Below are 17,573 nucleotides of genomic sequence, written 5' to 3' on the forward strand. Positions count from 1 at the left end.
ACAACGTATTTGCCGGGGTTTGCCACGCCATTCAATGATTTGATTAAGAGTTCGTATGACCCGCTCTGCCGGCAAAGATAAATCAACCTCGATAGCAAGACCTTCGCGGTTGAAATCATCGAGCACATTAAATAACCGATAACTCCGACCATCTTCTAACTGATCATGCATAAAGTCCATCGACCAGCATTCGTTGATTGCAGTTGGTACCGCCAATGCCTCTGGCTTTTCCCTTATTAACCGTTTTTTGGGTTTTATCCGCATGTTGAGTTCTAATTCCCGATAGATTCGATAAACGCGTTTGTGATTCCAAACAAACCCCTTCACATTACGCAAATAGAGAAAACATAAGCCAAAACCCCAATTACGTTGATTCTCGGTTAAACGCATCAACCAATCCGCTATGATTACATTTTCATCGTCTAATTGTGGCTGATACCGATAACAGGTCTGACTGAGACCAAATAACTCACACGACAAGCGAATCGAAATATCCTTATTAGCCACCGCCTTTCTCGCCAATTCTCGTCGGCGTGACGGTGTTACCACTTTTTTTCAATGGCCTCTTTGAGTATCTCTGCTTTTAATCGTTCCTCTGCATACATCTTTTTAAGCCGGCTATTTTCAGCTTCCAGCTCTTTTAGCCGCGACATCATCGATGCATCCATTCCTCCAAATTTAGCCCGCCACTTGTAAAATGTAGCTGCGCTAATAACATGTTCTCGGCAGAGTTCTGATACAGGGGTGCCGCCTTCGGCTTGTTTTAGAATGGACAGGATTTGGCTATCTGTAAATTTTGATCTTTTCATGAAGAATCTCCTCCAATATAGCGTATGAGAAAATTCTACTTTTGACATCACTTATTTTTCGGGGGGATTACCGAAGCTGTTGGATTTAATTCAGTTAGCGTTCAGGTTGTTGATAATTTCGTTTCTTTTCCATCTATTAAAAATTTTGTATGGCATAGAGTTTATGGTTCTCCTTTAATAAATAATTTACCAAAAAATAATCATGAAGAAATAATAAACAAGATTGTTCAGAAGGTTGAATCCTCTTTAAAATCCTATGAAGGAAAAGATGGTTTAATTTTCCAGTTAAAGCAAATTATCTAATTGCCAAAAAATATATATGAGTATTAAATTCAACAATAATTTATCCCTAATTTATATTTTTTTTAGAATTATTAATATCCCAATAGACAGTTGATATATTGATTTGAGAAGCAAAGCAGCGTGGTATAAAATTCTGCTAAATTAAATGCTAGCTGAGTTAGAAATGATTTTTTTACATCAACCTTCGGCCCAGGATGAAACTGTATTTATTTCTGCAATGAAAAATAGCCGGGATTTTCATTTCCCTTTTGTAACTGCACCCTGTACTTCTGAAGAATTTCAAACTTATTTTAATAAGAGCGAACAAAACACGGAACGATATTATATTGCCTGGAATGATAACCAAAAAATTATAGGTGTTTTTAATATTAGCGGCATTATGCATGGCTTATTTAAAAGTGCTTATTTAGGTTATTACGCCACTGCGGAGTATGCGGGGCAAGGGTTAATGAGTCAGGCATTAAAATTAGTCCTTAAAGAAATATTCACAACATTAGATCTTCATCGGATTGAAGCCAATATCCAGCCTACAAATTCTGCATCGATACAACTGGCAACAAAAAACGGTTTTATCAAAGAAGGGTTTTCTCCGCGTTATTTAAAAATTAACGGTCTCTGGCAAGATCATTTTCGTTTTGCGCTAACTTTTGAAGATTGGTTAGCACATCAGTAGGGAGAAATATAGTAATATCCACACCCATAAGATTTCCTGCCTACTCTTTAGACCTTAGCCTGACACAAATCAATGAATGGCTCTTTTGCTCATCCTAAATTGATAATAACTAAGCATTATAACCACGTTTAACCTCGTTTAAATTACTGTGTAAGCGCTTAGGGAACTGTTATAATAATGCGCATAAAAGATAATTTAAATTTATTATTATTTGACTTTATGACGGGCCAAGAAGAAGCAATATGCTAGAAAATATTTTATCTGATAAAATTCAATTCAACCGCTTATTCTGTAAATACCGAATAAAAAATTACGTTAATAAAACATCTGATTATTTAACCCGACACAAGTTATTACTAGCTTTTATTATTTGTTTATTAGTACCTGGAATCGAAAATCTTCCTAAAATTGGCATGCCTTTTTTTTCCATTGTTGATTCAACAACAACGATACCTTTAAAGTTGCTTTTTATTGGAAGTATCTTAGTTGTTTCACTGGTGCTAACCAATGCCCAAGCCAATTTTATTAAAGGCGGTCCATTTAGAGATTATTTAACTAGTTTTGATATCTCAATTAGCGCCCATAAAAAAATCGATTTTATTGTACTAGCGATTTCCCTTAATATAATTTGGCTTTCGATTGCTTTAGGGGCGAGTTTTATCTACACCGAATCAACCAATCCCTGGATGGCGGTTTCTCTTTTATGTTTATATCTCTCGTTTATCGCTAACTACTTAGTTTTATTACTAAACAACTTATATGGCAATAGAAAACACTTGCTACTATTACTTCTTAATTTAGTTGCAATTGCGTTTATTTCTACATCAACAATGATTTTTATTCATTTTGCCGGCGCGGTTCTTACAAGTTTGTTCAGCATAATGCTTTTTTGGAAAACGGAGCCTGCAGATAAAACCCTTAAAGCAGGGCAATTAGCTAAAAAGCACCATAAAAAGCAATCCTCTAATTCATTGAAACTTTATTTTACCATCCAATATGCGATTTATAAGCAGCATAAAAAAGTATTCCTTACCAAGATACTGACCTCGACACTGATTAACATTTTTTTACTTTACTTAACCGCAGCAGAGCAGTTTAAACACGATAACTTAGGATTTTTTATTACTATTTTAGGGTTTAATACCTATACCCTATCCACCTTGTTCTCAGTTTTCCAACAAGAAGAAAATGAGTATCAGTTATTTCATACCCTAAAATTTCAGCCATGTCGTTTGGCACTAAAAAGAAATTTATTTTAGTTACAGCGTTAATGGGAAACCCTGATTTTATCATTTTAGATGAACCACTTAATGGCTTAGATCAAAACTCGCAATCGGTTCTGATAAATAGTCTAGAAGAGAAATCAAAACAATGCGGCCTTATTTTAACTTGTCATGAAGAGGATAAGGTATCGCGGTTGCAACCAAAGACATTGCAGTTAACCAATCAACAATTAATTGAATTAAATTTTGAGAAAAATAAACCTCATAGTAAAGCAGCATCTACTTGGAATACCTCTAATCGAAAATAATTAAATTTGATCCCTCCTCGAATAGCCGTACACCTTGTTAAGAGATCAACAAGGAGTCAAAAGGATAAGAAATGTCTATACAAAAGAAATCCTAAAAAAGGCAGCAGCCTTACTGAATTTAATTCCACTTGAAATAAAATACCCAATAGAATTAATTTGTTGAATGTTTAAAAGAATAATTTCATTATAGAACAGAAGCCTAAAATTAAATTAAAAAATAATGCCGGATAGAGATGAATAATGCACTGGTTGTTTTAATAACGATAATAAGCCTCTGTATTCTATTCAATCGAAAATTACGCGCCTCGTCTATTTGGCACGCCACAGTAACTCCATTAGCCTCAATTATAGGAAGCGGCTTTTTGGTTTCAGCCCCACTTTTGGTTTATGCGACCGGTCAGATGGCCCCAGTGGTGATGTTGGTAATTGTAATTTTTGCCTATGCTTTAGGCTCAAGTGTACGTTTTAATATTTTACATTTAGAACCCCGGCTAGCTAATGAAACACTCCCCCCTTTAATTAAAAATATAGAAATCCTATCACGACCGATACTTGGTTTAGCTTACTTCATCTCAGTGGCTTTCTATTTGAAACTGTTGTCAGCATTTATTTTTCGTGGCGCCGGTGTTCATCAAATCTTAATGGAGAAATCCTTAACTACAGCAATCTTAATCTTCATTGGACTAGTAGGCCGATTTAGAGGTTTGAAAATGCTTGAGTGGTTCGAAATTTATTCAGTAAATACCAAACTGGCTATTATCAGTGCCATTATCATCAGTTTGATTGTTTTTAACGTTGTTGAATTGAATGAGGGTTCTTGGGTATTACAAAGCACCTCTCATGAATCATTGATTCTTAGCATCAGGCAGGTATTAGGAATGCTTATTATCATTCAGGGCTTTGAAACCTCCAGATATTTAGGCGAAGATTATAGTGCCGAGCTACGAATCAATACGATGAAATATGCGCAATGGATTTCAGGTGTCATTTACGTTGTTTTCGTGGGTCTTTCCATGATTGTTTTTAATGACATCAAGAGCATATCAGAAACCTCTGTCATTGATATATGCCATGTTATTGCTCCTATCATGCCTGCTTTGCTGATTATTGCCGCGGTTATGAGTCAATTTTCAGCAGCCATTGCTGATACTATAGGCGGTGGTGGACTTATCTCGGAAACCTTCAATAAGTTCATTAATACCAAACAAAGCTATTTGTTATTAACCCTCATTGCTATAGCCCTTACCTGGTTGACCAATATTTATGAAATCATCACCATAGCCTCTAAAGCTTTTGCACTTTACTATACTCTACAGGTACTCGTGACCGCCTTCTTGAAAAAAAATATGGGTTATCCCTACCGTTCTAGATTAGGTTATCAATTATTAGCCTTAGCACTAATCCTCCTCATTCTATTTGGACTTCCAGTTGGGTAAATTTTAAGCAACATGCATTATACTTAGAATAAGAAACGCTTTAATAGGATAGAAATATGTCTGCTGAAATCTTCTTGTCTGAAAAATTGCGTCGTTTTGAGGTTATAGATTATATCTTTGTCATGTTAGTGTATTTTGTTTTTGGTTTAATGATCCTGTCTGTATATCCTCCTTTAATGGGTATTGCATGGTGGTTCTATTTGATAGTGTTAGTCATTTGCGCCTTCCCATTAATTATCCATTTGATTTCTCAGCCAGGGGAAACATTATTATCTAAATTTAACCCTTGTGTTAAATCCAACACGCCATCTCTGCAAGTACTATTATCATTAGTTATGTTTTTTGCCGCATGTATTATTGTTACTTTGATACCAATGCTTGGTCAGGTCAAATGGTGGGTATACTTAATAATATTGGTTCTCTTTTCTTTGAAACCTTTGCAGAAAAACTGGTTTTGGTAGATAGGATATCAAATGATAATTTGATATGTTCCAGTTAATTTTAGGAAACAAGTACACACAAAACACTAGGCTATGTTAACTGGTAACATAACTATATCTACAGCTATCGATATATGTTCTACTTCTAAGAAACGTCACTGGACAATATTTGAGAAACATCAAATTATCTAAGAGACTTACCAAAACGGAATAACGGTATCTTATGTGGCTCGTCAACATGAGGAGATTATCAAGCCAGCCAAAAAAGGATTACTCCAGACACAAAAGATGCTGGAATCAATCCATTTCCTTGATTAATTTTGAGGTTCATAACTTTGCTATAACTCGAACCGGCAAACCGTCCATATCTGGAATATTATTCGGCATAATATAAATTTCGCATCTACCCAAAGGAGCCCCCTTTAACTCTAACCCTTCGACAATCAATATATCTCTAGATAAAAGAGAATGGTGTACAGGGAGATTTTCTGCTTCATATGAATCAACACTTATATAGTCAATCCCTACTATTTTAACTCCTTTCTCTATTAACACTTCTGCTGCATCGGGTTCGATATATACGTATTTTTCAGTGAATTTTGCTTGTTTTGATATTTTGGAATTTGCAGTTTTAAACAATACAAAATCATTCTGGGAGATCGAATCTTGGGATTTTATAAATGTTTTCGTTATGGACATTTCTTTATCAGGTACTTCAATGATCAGACCAGAACCAATCAAAGCTTGTAGAGGGAAATCTGTACTGGTTTTGCCTCCTTGAATGACATGGGCAGGATAATCGATATGGGTACCAGTATGATTTCCCAAGTGCATGTGGCATAAGTGAAACTGAGATCCGCTTTCTAACGATAAAACGTCTTCGGTACTAAAGCATGGATCACCCGGATAAACTACCGTCTTAGATGTTATTGGTGCAGTTAGATCATAAATTTGCTTTGAAGAGAATGTTTTTTTAAACATATATTTACCTTTTTAAAGAAACGAAAATTCAAAGACGGATTTTGTACCAAGACAAGTATGTTTACTAATTAATAAAACGGGAAGATTATAGTAAAATTAATATAAAATCATAATTCCTGGTTACTCTTCCAGTGAAGCCTCCTTAACCTCAAATTTAGTAGCAACATACAAAAATAAGCCTCCATAAATTGTGCGAACTGTTCTGAATTATCTCTCTTCGTAATCAGAAACAATCCCCAAAACGATCACGCCACTTAGCTGGAATCAAGGGAAGGAATTGCCTGGGAGTAAAAAAATTAACCTAATGATTCTATAGTTAATCCTGTGTTAAATTTATTACTCTATCACCCCATTGGTATTATTTCCAGGCGAGGATTTCGGGGGATTTTCGACCTGATGATAACGAAGGGTTATTAGGGACACCTAAAATTATTGGTACAACAGCAGTCATTTCCTTTGGGATGCCTATTTCAGCTTTCCATTCAGGTAAATTCAAGGCGGCGACAGAAAAACCAATGACCCGAGAGCCAAGGCCATAAGCATAAGCACTGAGCATAAGGTTTTCAGCAGCTAGCCAACAATCTGCTGCGACAAAAGAGTCTTGGAATTTGCTGTAGATGACTATTAGTGTAGTCGCGTTATAAAAGACATGAAACTCTTCTCGATCCACCACATCAAGGATACGTTTTCTTTTTTCTGACTCAGTTTTACTCGATTCATCATGCAATATTTTTTTTGCAGATTCAGATAAGCGATCTAGCATGTTTTGGTTCTGTATGATGGCAAAAGCGCAAGGTTCTTCATGGAGAGCAGAAGGTGCTTGTACTGCAGCATCAAGGAGTACATTAATTAGATCCTTGCTCACTTTCTGGGGAAGATAATCTCTTACCGAACGGCGATTATAAATAGCATCCATTAAACTTATAGATTTAGGGTCTGACATGACACATCCTTGGTGATTATCTTTAGCTACATTGTAGTAATTTTTTAGCTATTGTGGAATCCACGAATAGAAGAATAGTTTTATGTTGTTCAAAATAACTTATTTTTGCCATCGCAATCATTAGCGTTTACGCTTTAAGAAAGCAACAAAACATAAGCGATACAAACTTCTACGAAGTGGATTTCAGGCTATTCATATGAGTAATAATATTTTTTTCAATTTGCTCTATTAAAGCTTGCAGTGCTTTTTTAAGCAGCTTTGAAACTTCAAACTGAAAATTAAGCTCGTCGATTTCTATTCCATATAAAATGAGATTCTGCGGTAATAGGTTAAGAACTTTTCCCATTTGGATTGCTTCTGCTACGCCAAAATGATGAGTAGTTCCTATTGTATTAATTACATTAATTTCATCTTCTTTAAGACAAACTAATGTACCAATCTCAGCCCCTGTTCTCACTGCATCGATTAAAAAAACGGATTTTGCGTTTTGTATTAATTCAAGTAAATTTAAACCCGGCCGGTCATAACAAGCAAATTGCAATTGATTTTCAGTATAAGCAGTAAGTGCTCTTCTTTGCTGTAATAACTGCACAACATCCCAACCAATACGATCGTCACCAAACGGTGAACCCAGCCCAATTACCAATAACTCAATCATCACGCTTCACATCAAGAGTTAAAAAATGGGTTGAGCAAGAGATACAGGGATCATAATTTCTAATAATTATTTCACTATAACGTCTTAATTCTTCAGTTGATTTTTCAAGACCAAATTGTTGCAAGGAAATGGCTAGGTCTTCTTCAATACTTGCTTGGTTTTGACTGGTTGGAGGAACAATACGAGCTGATTTAACAAGTCCATCCTCGTTAATTTCAAAACAATGCCACAGCAAACCTCGCGGGGCTTCGGTGCATCCATAACCTTTGCCTGGGTTAATTGTCACCGGAATATAAGAAGCCTCGGGTAATGCGTAATTTTCTAAAATACGGGCTGCCTCTATAAAACAGAAATACACCTCAATCGCACGAGCTAAGATGCTATGGTGCATATTTTTACTTGGGAAATGAATGCCTAATTCGTTTAATAATTTTTTAATTTGCTGCGGTAAGCGTGCAAAATTTATATTAAGACGGGCTAGAGGACCAACTAAATAGGGCTTTCCCTTTAATAAGCAATGAAGGGCATTGGAATAAGGAACCTGATGTTCTTTAAAGTAATGATCAAATTCTTCAATCGATATGCTAAGTCCTTTATCAGAAACAATGCGCCCCTCATTGAGGGGGTATTCTTGAGGATGAAATAATGAAACAGAAGTAAAATCATGGCAATCTTTACTCAGAGGCAAGGTGGTAATCCAGCGAATGAGTTCTTCGCATTCCCCAAAAGAAGAGATGATTTTTTGCTGTAATGTTTGCATATGTACTGGGGCTGGCGCTTTATAAAAGCCTCCAATTCTTGCTCCCACTGGATTAACAGATCGTCCGCCGAATATACGTATGATTTCATTTCCCAATGCCTGCAAGCGCAAACCGCGACGAACTTCATGAGAATAGCTTTTAGCCATTTCGATGCCAGTGTTAAAGCCCAAAAGATCAGGCAAAGCTAAAAGATGAATATGAAGACTATGGCTTTCAATCCATTCTCCGCAATAAAACAAACGTCGCATTTCCCGGATCCAAGGGCTTATCTCCAAATTAAAGCAATTCTCAAGGGCTTGGGTGGCACTCATTTGATAGGCAACCGGGCAAATACCACAGATACGAGTCACTATATCTAATACTTCGCTATGATCACGTTGTTCTAAAAATTTTTCAAATAAACGCGGCGGCTCAAAAATTTTAAGTTCTAAGGTTTGAATTTTATTCTGCTTAATTTTTATCCTAAGCGCCCCCTCTCCTTCAACACGGGCAAGAATAGGCACTTCAATTAATTTTTCCTTACTCTTTGACAATTTTTATCCCTTTAAAATAATTACCTGCTTGATTAAACACGGGAGCCTGATTATTAATATGTAAAAACTGCCTGGCGATTTGATCGTAACGACTTCCATTTTTGGCAAACCACTCTCCTAAATAATGTGTATTAGGATTTTGCGAAGGGCCATAACAAGCGTAACATGCGTGTCCCAGCCCTGGACATAAAGCACCGCACCCTGTTTGAGTGACAGGTCCCATACAGGGTTCATTTTTAGCTACTAATACGCAAACATGCCCTTTACGCTTGCATTCGAGACATACTGCATCCCGCTTAATTTGCGGAAAGGCTCCAAATAATAAAGAACGAATCGCATCCATGACCTGGCCCGTGTTAACAGGGCATCCCCATAACTCCAAATCAACCTTTACATGATGAGAAATGGCGGTAGAAATATTCATAGAAGCAATTGTCTGGGGGGAGGCATAAATGCTTGACATCCATTCCTCATAATTTGCAGCATTCCGTAAAGCCTGTATTCCTCCAGCGGTTGCACAAGCACCGATAGTAATAAGAAAAGTAGAATTTTTTCGAATTTTTTTTATTCGCTCAATTTCTCCGGGTGTGGAAATACTTCCCTCTACAAAAGCAATATCCACTTTTTTACGGGAAAGCGCCCCTGCTTCAGCAAAAAAAGTGAATTCGACCAGTTCAGATAACAGGAGCAGAGCTTCTCCTGCATTTAAAAAAGCTAACTGGCAACCATCACAAGAAGTAAATTTGTAGACAGCCAAACGCGGTTTTTTCATGTTAGAACCCAGGCTCTGTAAATAAGGTTTTAATACGATTATAGGAAAAAATTGGCCCATCTTTACAGACGAATAAACCGCCATATTGGCAATGGCCACAATGACCTATTCCACACTCCATATTCCGCTCCATGCTCAGGAAAATAGCTTCCTCGGAAACGCCTTGATTCATTAAGGCTAAGGCGGCGGCAAGCATCATACCCTGGGGGCCGCACATCATTGCCACAGTATTACTAGGATTTAGTTGCAGCGATGAAATCATATCAGTGACATAACCAACGCTCCAAGGCCATTTCGGTCCAGCTTGGTCAGCTGCAATATAAACCTCAGTTTGGGGTGTCATTTGCCATTTTTCATACTGTTTACGAAAAATAAAATCCTCACTGTGCTTTATGCCTTGAAATATTTTTAATGCGCCATATTGTTGACGTCTCGCTAAAATATAATTAATCACTGATACTGTGGGTGCACAGCCTAAACCACCTGTTACGATAAGGATATCTTTGCCTAAAGCTTCATTTAAAGGCCAACCCTTGCCGAATGGCCCGCGAATACCTACAAAATCGCCTTTTTTTAATTGCTTCTGCATTGCATTGGTTACTCGTCCGACAGCACGTATGGTATGGCTTAAATAGGTTTGTTCCGCTGGATCGGAGCTAATAGAAATGGCCACTTCGCCAACTCCATAGAGATAAAGCATATTAAATTGACCTGGATTAAATGAAAAAACCTGTTGATGCGCTTGATCTATAAACTCGAGGTCAATAGTAAAAATTGTAGGGGATTCTTGTCGCCTAGCTTTAATCTTTGCGGTGTGCGGAATATAGGCATCCATGATTATTGCTTATCTCGCAGATTGGATTCGCCAGAAATCGCAGCCAGCTCTTCGGTAATATCAATTCCTACCGGACACCAAGTGACACAACGTCCACAACCAACACAGCCACTCGTGCCAAATTGCTCAAACCAGCTACCTACTTTGTGTGTTAACCATTGGCGGTAGCGTTTTTTAGTCGTATCGCGAATGGGATGGCCGGCTAAATAACTGTGGCCTTCTGTAAAGCAAGAATCCCATTCACGCTGCAATTCACCGCTGTTACCATCCAAGCTATGATTGGTTGTTTCACTATGACAAAAGCAGGTCGGACAAACTGAAGTACAATTGCCACAGGATAAACAACGTTCTGCAACTTCGTCCCATCGCGGATGACCTAAATTGGCAAATAATAAATCTTTTAACTCTGGTCCATTATCCAGAGGAATACGTTTTGTCTGCATAGCAGCAGCATTTGTAATTTCTTGTTCAACTTCTCGACATTGTTGTAGGGTTGCTAATGACAAATTTAAAGTTGAAATTAAATGTTGGCCTTGCTCACTACCACTTTTTATGACAAACCCTAAATCCAATTCAGTCATTAGCAGATCAAAAGGATTTTGAACCTCTGGTCCTGTTCCCGCAGAAACGCAAAAGCAATTATTTGAGGAATAACCGCAATTAACAGCAATAACCAATAAGGCATTTCGCCGCTTACGGTAACGTTCATCCTGATATTCAGATGCTAAAAAAACCTTATCTTGAATAGCCATAGCGACTAAATCACAAGAACGAGCACCGATAATTGCAATGGGCGATTCATTAGCCGTATAAGGTTTAAATTCCAATTTTCCTGCATTGTTTCGCTCAACACGCCAAACCGTTTCACTCGGTTTAAAAAGCAAAGGCTTAATTGCCTGAGGGCCATTGGCCCATGAAAAAGCGCGCTGAATAGGCAATGTTTCAAGACGATATTTACCGGGAGTTTGATGATCGCGAAAGCCCCAAGGCAGCCGTTTCGCGTCATTAAGGGTATCATAGACGATTGCACCGTCACGAACTTGAGGTCCCACACAAGAAAAACCTAATTCTTGCACCTTATCGATTAGTGCTTGCAATTTTTCATGGGGCAGAAAATAGCAATTTTCCATAAGCGCTTTATCCTTAGCTTAATTAGCAAATTCGTGGCAATTGTTCACCGCTCAACCAATCCATAATGCGCAATCCGCCTAGCTTTGTGCGAAGTTGTACAAAATGATAAGGATCTTCAACCACCTCACCAATAATAGCGGCCTCCTCACCCAGAGGATGGCAGCGCATTGCCCTAATAAGCTTCTCAGAATCTTCTGCAGCACAGATAGCCAAGAGCTTGCCCTCATTTGCTACATACAAAGTATCTAAACCCAAAAGTTCACAAGCACCCGCTACTTCTGTGCGGATAGGAATTTGCGTTTCATCGATAATAAAACCTACTTGCGATTGCATTGCCCATTCGTTTAAAGTCGATGCCACTCCACCTCGTGTTGGATCACGCAAGCAATGAATAGAAGGTACGGCATTGAGCATGTGACTCACCAAATCATGCAAAGCGGCAGTATCCGACTGAATAGTAGTAGAAAACTCTAAATGATTCCGTTGAGACAAAATTGCAATCCCATGATCCCCAATATATCCACTGAGAATTACTTTATCCCCTGGCTTTGCCTGATTGCCAGAGATGTGAATGCCTTCGGGAACTACTCCCAAGCCCGTTGTACTAATAAAGACCCCATCCCCTTTACCGCGCTCTACAACTTTCGTATCACCTGTAATAATCGCAACCTTTGCCGCCAGCGCTGCATCAGCCATGGAAGTGACGATCTTTTTTAGATCAACAAGCGGAAACCCTTCTTCTAATATAAAACTGACCGATAAATACAAGGGTTTTGCTCCTGACATGACAACATCATTTATCGTTCCATGTACTGCCAACAAACCGATATTGCCACCGGGAAAAAATAAGGGAGAAATCACATGCGCATCGGTTGTCATGACCATACGACCTGAGTCCACTGTAAAACAAGCTTGATCATTTTTTTGATCGAGCCATGAATTGTTAAATGCGGGTAAAAAAAGCTCATTAATTAATTGCATCATGGCGCGTCCACCACTACCATGACTTAACTCAATAACTCCAGTTTTTAGATTTAATTTGGGTCCAGGCGCTCTTTTAATTGAAGTTTCCATCATTAATTTCTCCGCCCATAGGCATATACGGCAGCACAAGCTCCCTCAGAAGAAACCATGCATGAGCCTAATGGATTTTGTGGTGTGCATACCTTAGCAAAGAGCTTGCAGTCTGTGGGTTTTTTAAGCCCGCGCAAGATAGAACCACAATCGCATTGCTTGTGCTCCACTCCTTGTGAATCAGGCAGTGGAAATCGTTTTTCCGCATCAAACAGCGAATAGCTGGGTCTAATTTCTACAGCACTCTCTGGAATATTGCCTAATCCCCGCCATTCAAAAAGAGTACGCAGGGCAAATACTTCATTCATTATTGCTTGTGACTTTAAATTTCCTTGGCGAGTAACTGCTCGAGTATACTGAATCTCAACCTCATTACTCCTGCGGTTAATTTGCTTGATAAGCATTAAAATAGAGTGCAATACATCGAGTGGTTCAAATCCTGAAATTACAATCGGTTTTTTAAATTTTCGACTTATAGATTCATAGACCCTACTACCAGTCACTATACTTACATGGGCTGGTCCTACAAAGCCATCCAACTGATGAACTGCTTCGTTATTTTGAGTTTGTAAAAGTGAATTCATAGCTGCTGGCGTTAATACATGATTACAGAAAACGCTAAAATTACGAAGGTTCATGCGTTTTGCTTCAAGAAGTGCATAAGCTGTTGGTGGGGTAGTCGTTTCAAATCCGATCGCAAAAAAAATAACTTCTCGGTTTGTATTTAGCTGTGCAATACGGAGGGCTTCATCCACGGAATAAACCATGCGAATATCTGCTCCTTTTGCCTTAGCTTGTAATAGTGTTTGCTGATTTGAACCAGGTATACGCAACATATCACCGTAACTGCAAAATATGACCTGGGGTAAAGACGCTAAAGCAATAGCCTTATCGATACGATGAATAGGTAAAATACAAACTGGACAGCCTGGTCCATGGATCAGTTCTACATTAGCAGGCAAAAGACTCGGAAGGCCATAACGGTGTATCGTGTGTGTATGTCCCCCACAAAATTCCATTAATCGATAATGATATTGCGGTATAGCTTGGCAGCTAATTTCTTTTGCAATAGCTTGTGCAAATTCGGCATCACGAAATTCTTCAATGTATTTCATCTCGCCTGCCCCTGCATTTCAGCAAACAATGCCAAGGTCTTTTTCGCTTCTTCTTCATCCAGTTTGGTTAACGCATATCCCACATGCAGAATCACGTAATCTCCTTCGCTAACTTGATCTAATAAAGCAAGCGAAATTTCTTTTTGGATGCCTCCAAGATTCACTAAAGCCCTTTGAGGGTCAAATAAGCGGATTATTTGAGCAGGAAGCGCTAAGCACATAATTCGGCCTCAGAATGATTAGCGGCTACCCAGGCCTGTCCTAAGGAAATACCTCCATCATTGGCAGGTAATTGACGGGGTAAATAAACCTTTAATCCATGAGCTTCTAACTGTTTCGTTAAACCCTCTGTAAGTACCTGATTTAAAAAACAACCTCCACCTAACACAATACGATGAATCGCCGTTTTTCTTGCGTAATTTAAAATCCACTCAGCTAAACCAGCGATCAAAGTCCCATGAAACGCATTCGCACCTTCTCGAGAGTCCATATTCAGTAAATGCCTAAAAGTTGGTAAAAAATTAAATTGCTCTTGATCAAAAGTCCAGCCATCAGAAAGAACTTGCGGGTTAGTGACTAAGCTTTCCAGTTGCATTGGTGCTTGTCCTTCATATTGCGAAAGCGTATTACCAGCTAATAAAGCACTTGCTGCATCAAAAAGTCGACCACAACTGCTTGTGCGGGGTAGAGTCTGCTTATTTTTTAATAAGCGAGAAACATTTGCAACCATAGGCTGATTGCAGAAACGTCGTATAATCTCTTCTTCTTTATCCAGGCAATTTAAAACAGCGGCAGCCATCCGCCATGGTTCATGCACTGCTCGCTCCCCACCGGGCTGAGGTAGAGGATAAAAATGTGCCAAACGTTGAATTTTCGTTTTTTTCATTAAAAAAAGCTCACCGCCCCATGCCTGGCCATCCCACCCATATCCATACCCATCTAGCGCCAAACCTAATACGGGCTCAACGAGATGATGTTCTGCAGCTACAGAAGCTAAATGAGCATGATGATGCTGCACTGAAATGACTGGAAGTTTATAACTTCTAGCAAAATTTGTAGTATAAAAATCAGGATGCAAATCACAAGCAATGCGTTCGATTTTGATATCAAGAAATCTTATCCAGTGATTGAGTGTCTTATGAAAAAAATGGATAGTTTCTTTATTCGTCAAGCTTCCAATATGCTGCGAGACAAAGGCCTCTTCGCCTCTTGTTATGCAAAAGGTATTTTTAAGATGTCCACCTAAAGCTAAGGTTGAAGGAATAGAGAAGGGCAATGGAATACTTATTGGTGAAAACCCACGAGCCCGCCTTAAATAAGTAGGTGATTTGTTAATAATTCGTATCACCGAATCATCAGCGCGGGTATATATTTTACGATTATAAGAAACAACTAAATCAGCAATTGAACTTAGTTCTTGAGAAGCCTCTTCATCTTCTATTATTAAGGGGTTGCCGGCAAGATTGGCGCTAGTTGCTATCAGCAGCCAGGGATGAAAATCATAAAGCCAATCGACATTTTTAGGATTACCCGCAAGCCCATGAAACAATAGATAATGCAGGGGTGAAGAAGGCAACATTACTCCCAAACAAGATAAACCCGGTGCGATAGCTTGCGGTAATGCATTATTCTTTTTTCGCAGTAGCACAATGGGCCGTGCCTGACTTGTAAGCAAATCTTGTTCTTCATGACTTACTTTAGCGAATTGTCCTATACTCAGGCAATTAAGAGCCAGTATTGCTAAGGGTTTTACTTCACGATATTTTTTCTTACGCAATCTTAGAATTGCTTCTTCATTTCTTGCATCACAAAGTAGCTGATAGCCACCTACCCCTTTAAGCGCAACAATTTGTCCTTCGCCCAGAGCTTGAACAATCTTTTGTAGGGAAACAGAAAGTGCCGGCCCACAATGACGACAGGCAGTTGGCTGAGCATGATAACGACGATTCATCGGCGAGAGATAGTCTTGCTGACATGCTGAGCACAAAGGAAATTCACTCATCGATGTTTGGCAGCGGTCATAAGGTAGGGCTTGAGTAATGGTAAATCGTGGACCACATTGAGTACAATTTAAAAAAGGATAGTAATAATACCGACTAGTAGGGTCAAAAAGCTCCTTTAAACAATCTGCACAGGGACTTAAATCCGGGGAAATCATACTAGCTGAAGCACCATTTTTCTGGCTTTCGATAATATCAAACGAATGTTCATTATTAATTAAGGCGACAAGCTTGTTTTCAACGGAATTAATTTTTGCTAAGGGAGGGAGACTCTCAATAAGTTGGGCAAGAAAGGATGAAGCTAATATCCCCTGCACTTCCATTAAGACGCCTAAAGCATTATTTTGCACCCATCCTGTTAGATTCAAGCTTTGCGCAACTCGATAAACATGAGGGCGAAATCCAACTCCTTGAACCTGACCTTTGATCAATATTTGTAGTCGTTCTAAATTAGCCATTAACTCGTATCGCTTCTAACCATTTATACCACTTATCTAACCCTATCCCTGTTTTTGCAGAAAGGGGCAAAACCTCAACCTTGGGGTTAATTCGTTTTGCATAAGCGATACATTGGGTCACTTCAAAATCAACATAAGGCAGTAAATCCATTTTTGTTAACAACACTATATCCGCCCTGCGAAACATGTCTGGGTATTTTAAAGGCTTATTATCCCCTTCTGTTACCGAAAGGATGACGACTTTATAGGCTTCGCCTAAATCAAAAAGCGCTGGGCAAACAAGATTTCCTACATTTTCTATAAAAAGAAGGGACTGTTCTTTTATCGACAAATTTTCAATAGCATGACCAACCATATGAGCATCCAGATGACAGACCCTGCCTGTGTTGATTTGCACAGCTTCACCGCCACTTGATTTGATTTTTTCTGCATCGTAATTAGTTTGCTGATCACCGACTATGACTGCTATGTTCAAGCGAGATTTTAGATCGGCAATTGTTTTGGCAAGCAAGGTTGTTTTACCCGAACCAGGACTCGACATGAGGTTGGTTGCGATAATTTTCTTTTTTAAAAAAGTCTGTTGATTAGCATGAACAAATTCATTGTTTTTTGCCAATATCTCTTGCTCAATTGAAATTAGTTTTTCTGAACTATGATGGTGATGAGGATGAAAACCATTAGCCTCCTGATGATCATTCTGCTCACTAGAGCAACCACAAACCCCACACATTATTCGACCTCCATGGATTTAACTCGCAATTCCTCACCTTGGATTATTTTCAATGAATACTGTCCGCAATTTTCACAGCCGTCAAAATAGTTTTTAAGCATAACAGTTTTCTTGCAAAAGTCACAGACAGCCCGCCCCTTGATTTCAACCATTTCAAGCGTTGCATTTTCAGCTATTTCTCCCTTTGCTACAATCGCGAAGTTAAACTGTAAAGACGCTTGGTCAATTGCGATTAACTCGCCAATTTCCAGATAAATTTTTTTAACCACTCGGCAACTCATTTGAGAGGCGTGTTGTTTAATAATTTCAAGTATGTTGCGAGAGAGGGTTAATTCGTGCATAGCCTGGATAAATGATAGATAAGCGCTAAATTAAAATAACTTGTTTTTA

Annotated in this window: 18 protein-coding genes and 1 pseudogene; 5 read left to right on the forward strand and 14 right to left on the reverse strand. The window is 38.6% G+C overall.

Features of this window, described 5'->3' with window-relative positions; translation table 11 throughout:
• Nucleotides 1-809 (reverse strand): annotated as a pseudogene (locus Lnau_RS09645) (IS3 family transposase); the annotation flags it as partial.
• Nucleotides 810-1,275: 466 nt separating this feature from the next.
• On the opposite strand from Lnau_RS09645, the gene Lnau_RS09655 reads away from it, so the two are divergent.
• The 5 genes from Lnau_RS09655 (at nt 1,276) to Lnau_RS09675 (ending at nt 5,213) form a co-directional block, all read left to right on the forward strand.
• Entirely contained in the window at nt 1,276-1,785 is a 510-nt protein-coding gene (locus Lnau_RS09655) for a GNAT family N-acetyltransferase (protein ID WP_058505024.1), read from the forward strand.
• Nucleotides 1,786-2,027: 242 nt separating this feature from the next.
• Nucleotides 2,028-3,044 (forward strand): hypothetical protein, encoded by a 1,017-nt coding sequence (locus tag Lnau_RS09660; RefSeq protein ID WP_058504939.1) that lies wholly within the window; start codon nt 2,028-2,030, stop codon nt 3,042-3,044.
• Nucleotides 3,011-3,316, forward strand: coding sequence for a P-loop NTPase family protein (locus Lnau_RS09665; RefSeq protein ID WP_058504940.1), 306 nt, complete (start codon nt 3,011-3,013; stop codon nt 3,314-3,316). Before Lnau_RS09660 ends, Lnau_RS09665 begins: the two co-directional genes overlap by 34 nt.
• A 233-nt stretch (nt 3,317-3,549) precedes the next feature.
• On the forward strand, nt 3,550-4,752 hold the full coding sequence (locus tag Lnau_RS09670; RefSeq protein ID WP_058504941.1) for a hypothetical protein: 1,203 nt from the start codon (nt 3,550-3,552) through the stop codon (nt 4,750-4,752).
• Between the two features lie 56 nt (nt 4,753-4,808).
• Entirely contained in the window at nt 4,809-5,213 is a 405-nt protein-coding gene (locus Lnau_RS09675) for a hypothetical protein (RefSeq protein ID WP_058504942.1), read from the forward strand.
• 306 nt (nt 5,214-5,519) lie between these two features.
• Here the strand turns inward: Lnau_RS09675 and Lnau_RS09680 are convergent, their stop codons facing one another.
• The 13 genes from Lnau_RS09680 to hypA form a co-directional block, all read right to left on the reverse strand.
• Complete coding sequence (locus tag Lnau_RS09680) at nt 5,520-6,173, reverse strand: cyclase family protein (protein ID WP_058504943.1); 654 nt, start codon at nt 6,171-6,173, stop codon at nt 5,520-5,522.
• Nucleotides 6,174-6,531: 358 nt separating this feature from the next.
• Nucleotides 6,532-7,116, reverse strand: coding sequence for a nitroreductase family protein (locus Lnau_RS09685; protein ID WP_058504944.1), 585 nt, complete (start codon nt 7,114-7,116; stop codon nt 6,532-6,534).
• A 169-nt stretch (nt 7,117-7,285) separates the two neighbouring features.
• Entirely contained in the window at nt 7,286-7,774 is a 489-nt protein-coding gene (locus Lnau_RS09690; protein WP_058504945.1) for a hydrogenase maturation protease, read from the reverse strand.
• Complete coding sequence (locus Lnau_RS09695; protein ID WP_058504946.1) at nt 7,767-9,068, reverse strand: Ni/Fe hydrogenase subunit alpha; 1,302 nt, start codon at nt 9,066-9,068, stop codon at nt 7,767-7,769. The genes Lnau_RS09690 and Lnau_RS09695 overlap by 8 nt, the downstream gene beginning before the upstream one ends.
• A complete protein-coding gene (locus tag Lnau_RS09700) occupies nt 9,055-9,840 on the reverse strand; it encodes an NADH-quinone oxidoreductase subunit B family protein (protein ID WP_058504947.1) in 786 nt (261 codons plus the stop codon). Before Lnau_RS09700 ends, Lnau_RS09695 begins: the two co-directional genes overlap by 14 nt.
• Nucleotide 9,841: 1 nt before the next feature.
• Nucleotides 9,842-10,675, reverse strand: a complete 834-nt coding sequence (locus Lnau_RS09705; RefSeq protein WP_058504948.1) for an FAD/NAD(P)-binding protein — start codon at nt 10,673-10,675, stop codon at nt 9,842-9,844.
• Between the two features lie 2 nt (nt 10,676-10,677).
• On the reverse strand, nt 10,678-11,805 hold the full coding sequence (locus Lnau_RS09710; RefSeq protein ID WP_058504949.1) for a 4Fe-4S dicluster domain-containing protein: 1,128 nt from the start codon (nt 11,803-11,805) through the stop codon (nt 10,678-10,680).
• 22 nt (nt 11,806-11,827) lie between these two features.
• Nucleotides 11,828-12,883, reverse strand: coding sequence for a hydrogenase expression/formation protein HypE (gene hypE / locus Lnau_RS09715; RefSeq protein ID WP_058504950.1), 1,056 nt, complete (start codon nt 12,881-12,883; stop codon nt 11,828-11,830).
• Nucleotides 12,883-13,995 (reverse strand): hydrogenase formation protein HypD, encoded by a 1,113-nt coding sequence (gene hypD, locus Lnau_RS09720; protein ID WP_058504951.1) that lies wholly within the window; start codon nt 13,993-13,995, stop codon nt 12,883-12,885. The genes hypE and hypD overlap by 1 nt, the downstream gene beginning before the upstream one ends.
• The gene (locus tag Lnau_RS09725; RefSeq protein ID WP_058504952.1) at nt 13,992-14,216 is read right to left on the reverse strand and encodes a HypC/HybG/HupF family hydrogenase formation chaperone; all 225 of its coding nucleotides are present in this window, start codon (nt 14,214-14,216) and stop codon (nt 13,992-13,994) included. The genes hypD and Lnau_RS09725 overlap by 4 nt, the downstream gene beginning before the upstream one ends.
• On the reverse strand, nt 14,207-16,453 hold the full coding sequence (hypF, locus tag Lnau_RS09730) for a carbamoyltransferase HypF (protein WP_058504953.1): 2,247 nt from the start codon (nt 16,451-16,453) through the stop codon (nt 14,207-14,209). The genes Lnau_RS09725 and hypF overlap by 10 nt, the downstream gene beginning before the upstream one ends.
• Nucleotides 16,446-17,183, reverse strand: coding sequence for a hydrogenase nickel incorporation protein HypB (hypB, locus tag Lnau_RS09735; protein WP_058504954.1), 738 nt, complete (start codon nt 17,181-17,183; stop codon nt 16,446-16,448). The genes hypF and hypB overlap by 8 nt, the downstream gene beginning before the upstream one ends.
• Nucleotides 17,183-17,524, reverse strand: a complete 342-nt coding sequence (gene hypA / locus Lnau_RS09740; protein ID WP_058504955.1) for a hydrogenase maturation nickel metallochaperone HypA — start codon at nt 17,522-17,524, stop codon at nt 17,183-17,185. Before hypA ends, hypB begins: the two co-directional genes overlap by 1 nt.
• Between the last annotated feature and the right edge of the window lie 49 nt (nt 17,525-17,573).

Origin of the sequence: Legionella nautarum (assembly GCF_001467895.1) — a bacterium.
In the GTDB taxonomy this organism is placed as follows: Bacteria; Pseudomonadota; Gammaproteobacteria; order Legionellales; family Legionellaceae; genus Tatlockia; species Tatlockia nautarum.

Bases quoted from the DNA above. Each gene is read 5' to 3' on its own strand.
- Lnau_RS09700 (WP_058504947.1), bottom strand. From the start codon at position 9,840: ATGAAAAAACCGCGTTTGGCTGTCTACAAATTTACTTCTTGTGATGGT.
- hypA (WP_058504955.1), bottom strand. From the start codon at position 17,524: ATGCACGAATTAACCCTCTCTCGCAACATACTTGAAATTATTAAACAA.
- Lnau_RS09685 (WP_058504944.1), bottom strand. From the start codon at position 7,116: ATGTCAGACCCTAAATCTATAAGTTTAATGGATGCTATTTATAATCGC.
- Lnau_RS09655 (WP_058505024.1), top strand. From the start codon at position 1,276: ATGATTTTTTTACATCAACCTTCGGCCCAGGATGAAACTGTATTTATT.
- Lnau_RS09660 (WP_058504939.1), top strand. From the start codon at position 2,028: ATGCTAGAAAATATTTTATCTGATAAAATTCAATTCAACCGCTTATTC.
- hypD (WP_058504951.1), bottom strand. From the start codon at position 13,995: ATGAAATACATTGAAGAATTTCGTGATGCCGAATTTGCACAAGCTATT.
- Lnau_RS09665 (WP_058504940.1), top strand. From the start codon at position 3,011: ATGTCGTTTGGCACTAAAAAGAAATTTATTTTAGTTACAGCGTTAATG.
- Lnau_RS09675 (WP_058504942.1), top strand. From the start codon at position 4,809: ATGTCTGCTGAAATCTTCTTGTCTGAAAAATTGCGTCGTTTTGAGGTT.
- Lnau_RS09690 (WP_058504945.1), bottom strand. From the start codon at position 7,774: ATGATTGAGTTATTGGTAATTGGGCTGGGTTCACCGTTTGGTGACGAT.
- Lnau_RS09710 (WP_058504949.1), bottom strand. From the start codon at position 11,805: ATGGAAAATTGCTATTTTCTGCCCCATGAAAAATTGCAAGCACTAATC.
- hypE (WP_058504950.1), bottom strand. From the start codon at position 12,883: ATGATGGAAACTTCAATTAAAAGAGCGCCTGGACCCAAATTAAATCTA.
- Lnau_RS09705 (WP_058504948.1), bottom strand. From the start codon at position 10,675: ATGGATGCCTATATTCCGCACACCGCAAAGATTAAAGCTAGGCGACAA.
- Lnau_RS09680 (WP_058504943.1), bottom strand. From the start codon at position 6,173: ATGTTTAAAAAAACATTCTCTTCAAAGCAAATTTATGATCTAACTGCA.
- Lnau_RS09725 (WP_058504952.1), bottom strand. From the start codon at position 14,216: ATGTGCTTAGCGCTTCCTGCTCAAATAATCCGCTTATTTGACCCTCAA.
- hypF (WP_058504953.1), bottom strand. From the start codon at position 16,453: ATGGCTAATTTAGAACGACTACAAATATTGATCAAAGGTCAGGTTCAA.
- Lnau_RS09670 (WP_058504941.1), top strand. From the start codon at position 3,550: ATGAATAATGCACTGGTTGTTTTAATAACGATAATAAGCCTCTGTATT.
- hypB (WP_058504954.1), bottom strand. From the start codon at position 17,183: ATGTGTGGGGTTTGTGGTTGCTCTAGTGAGCAGAATGATCATCAGGAG.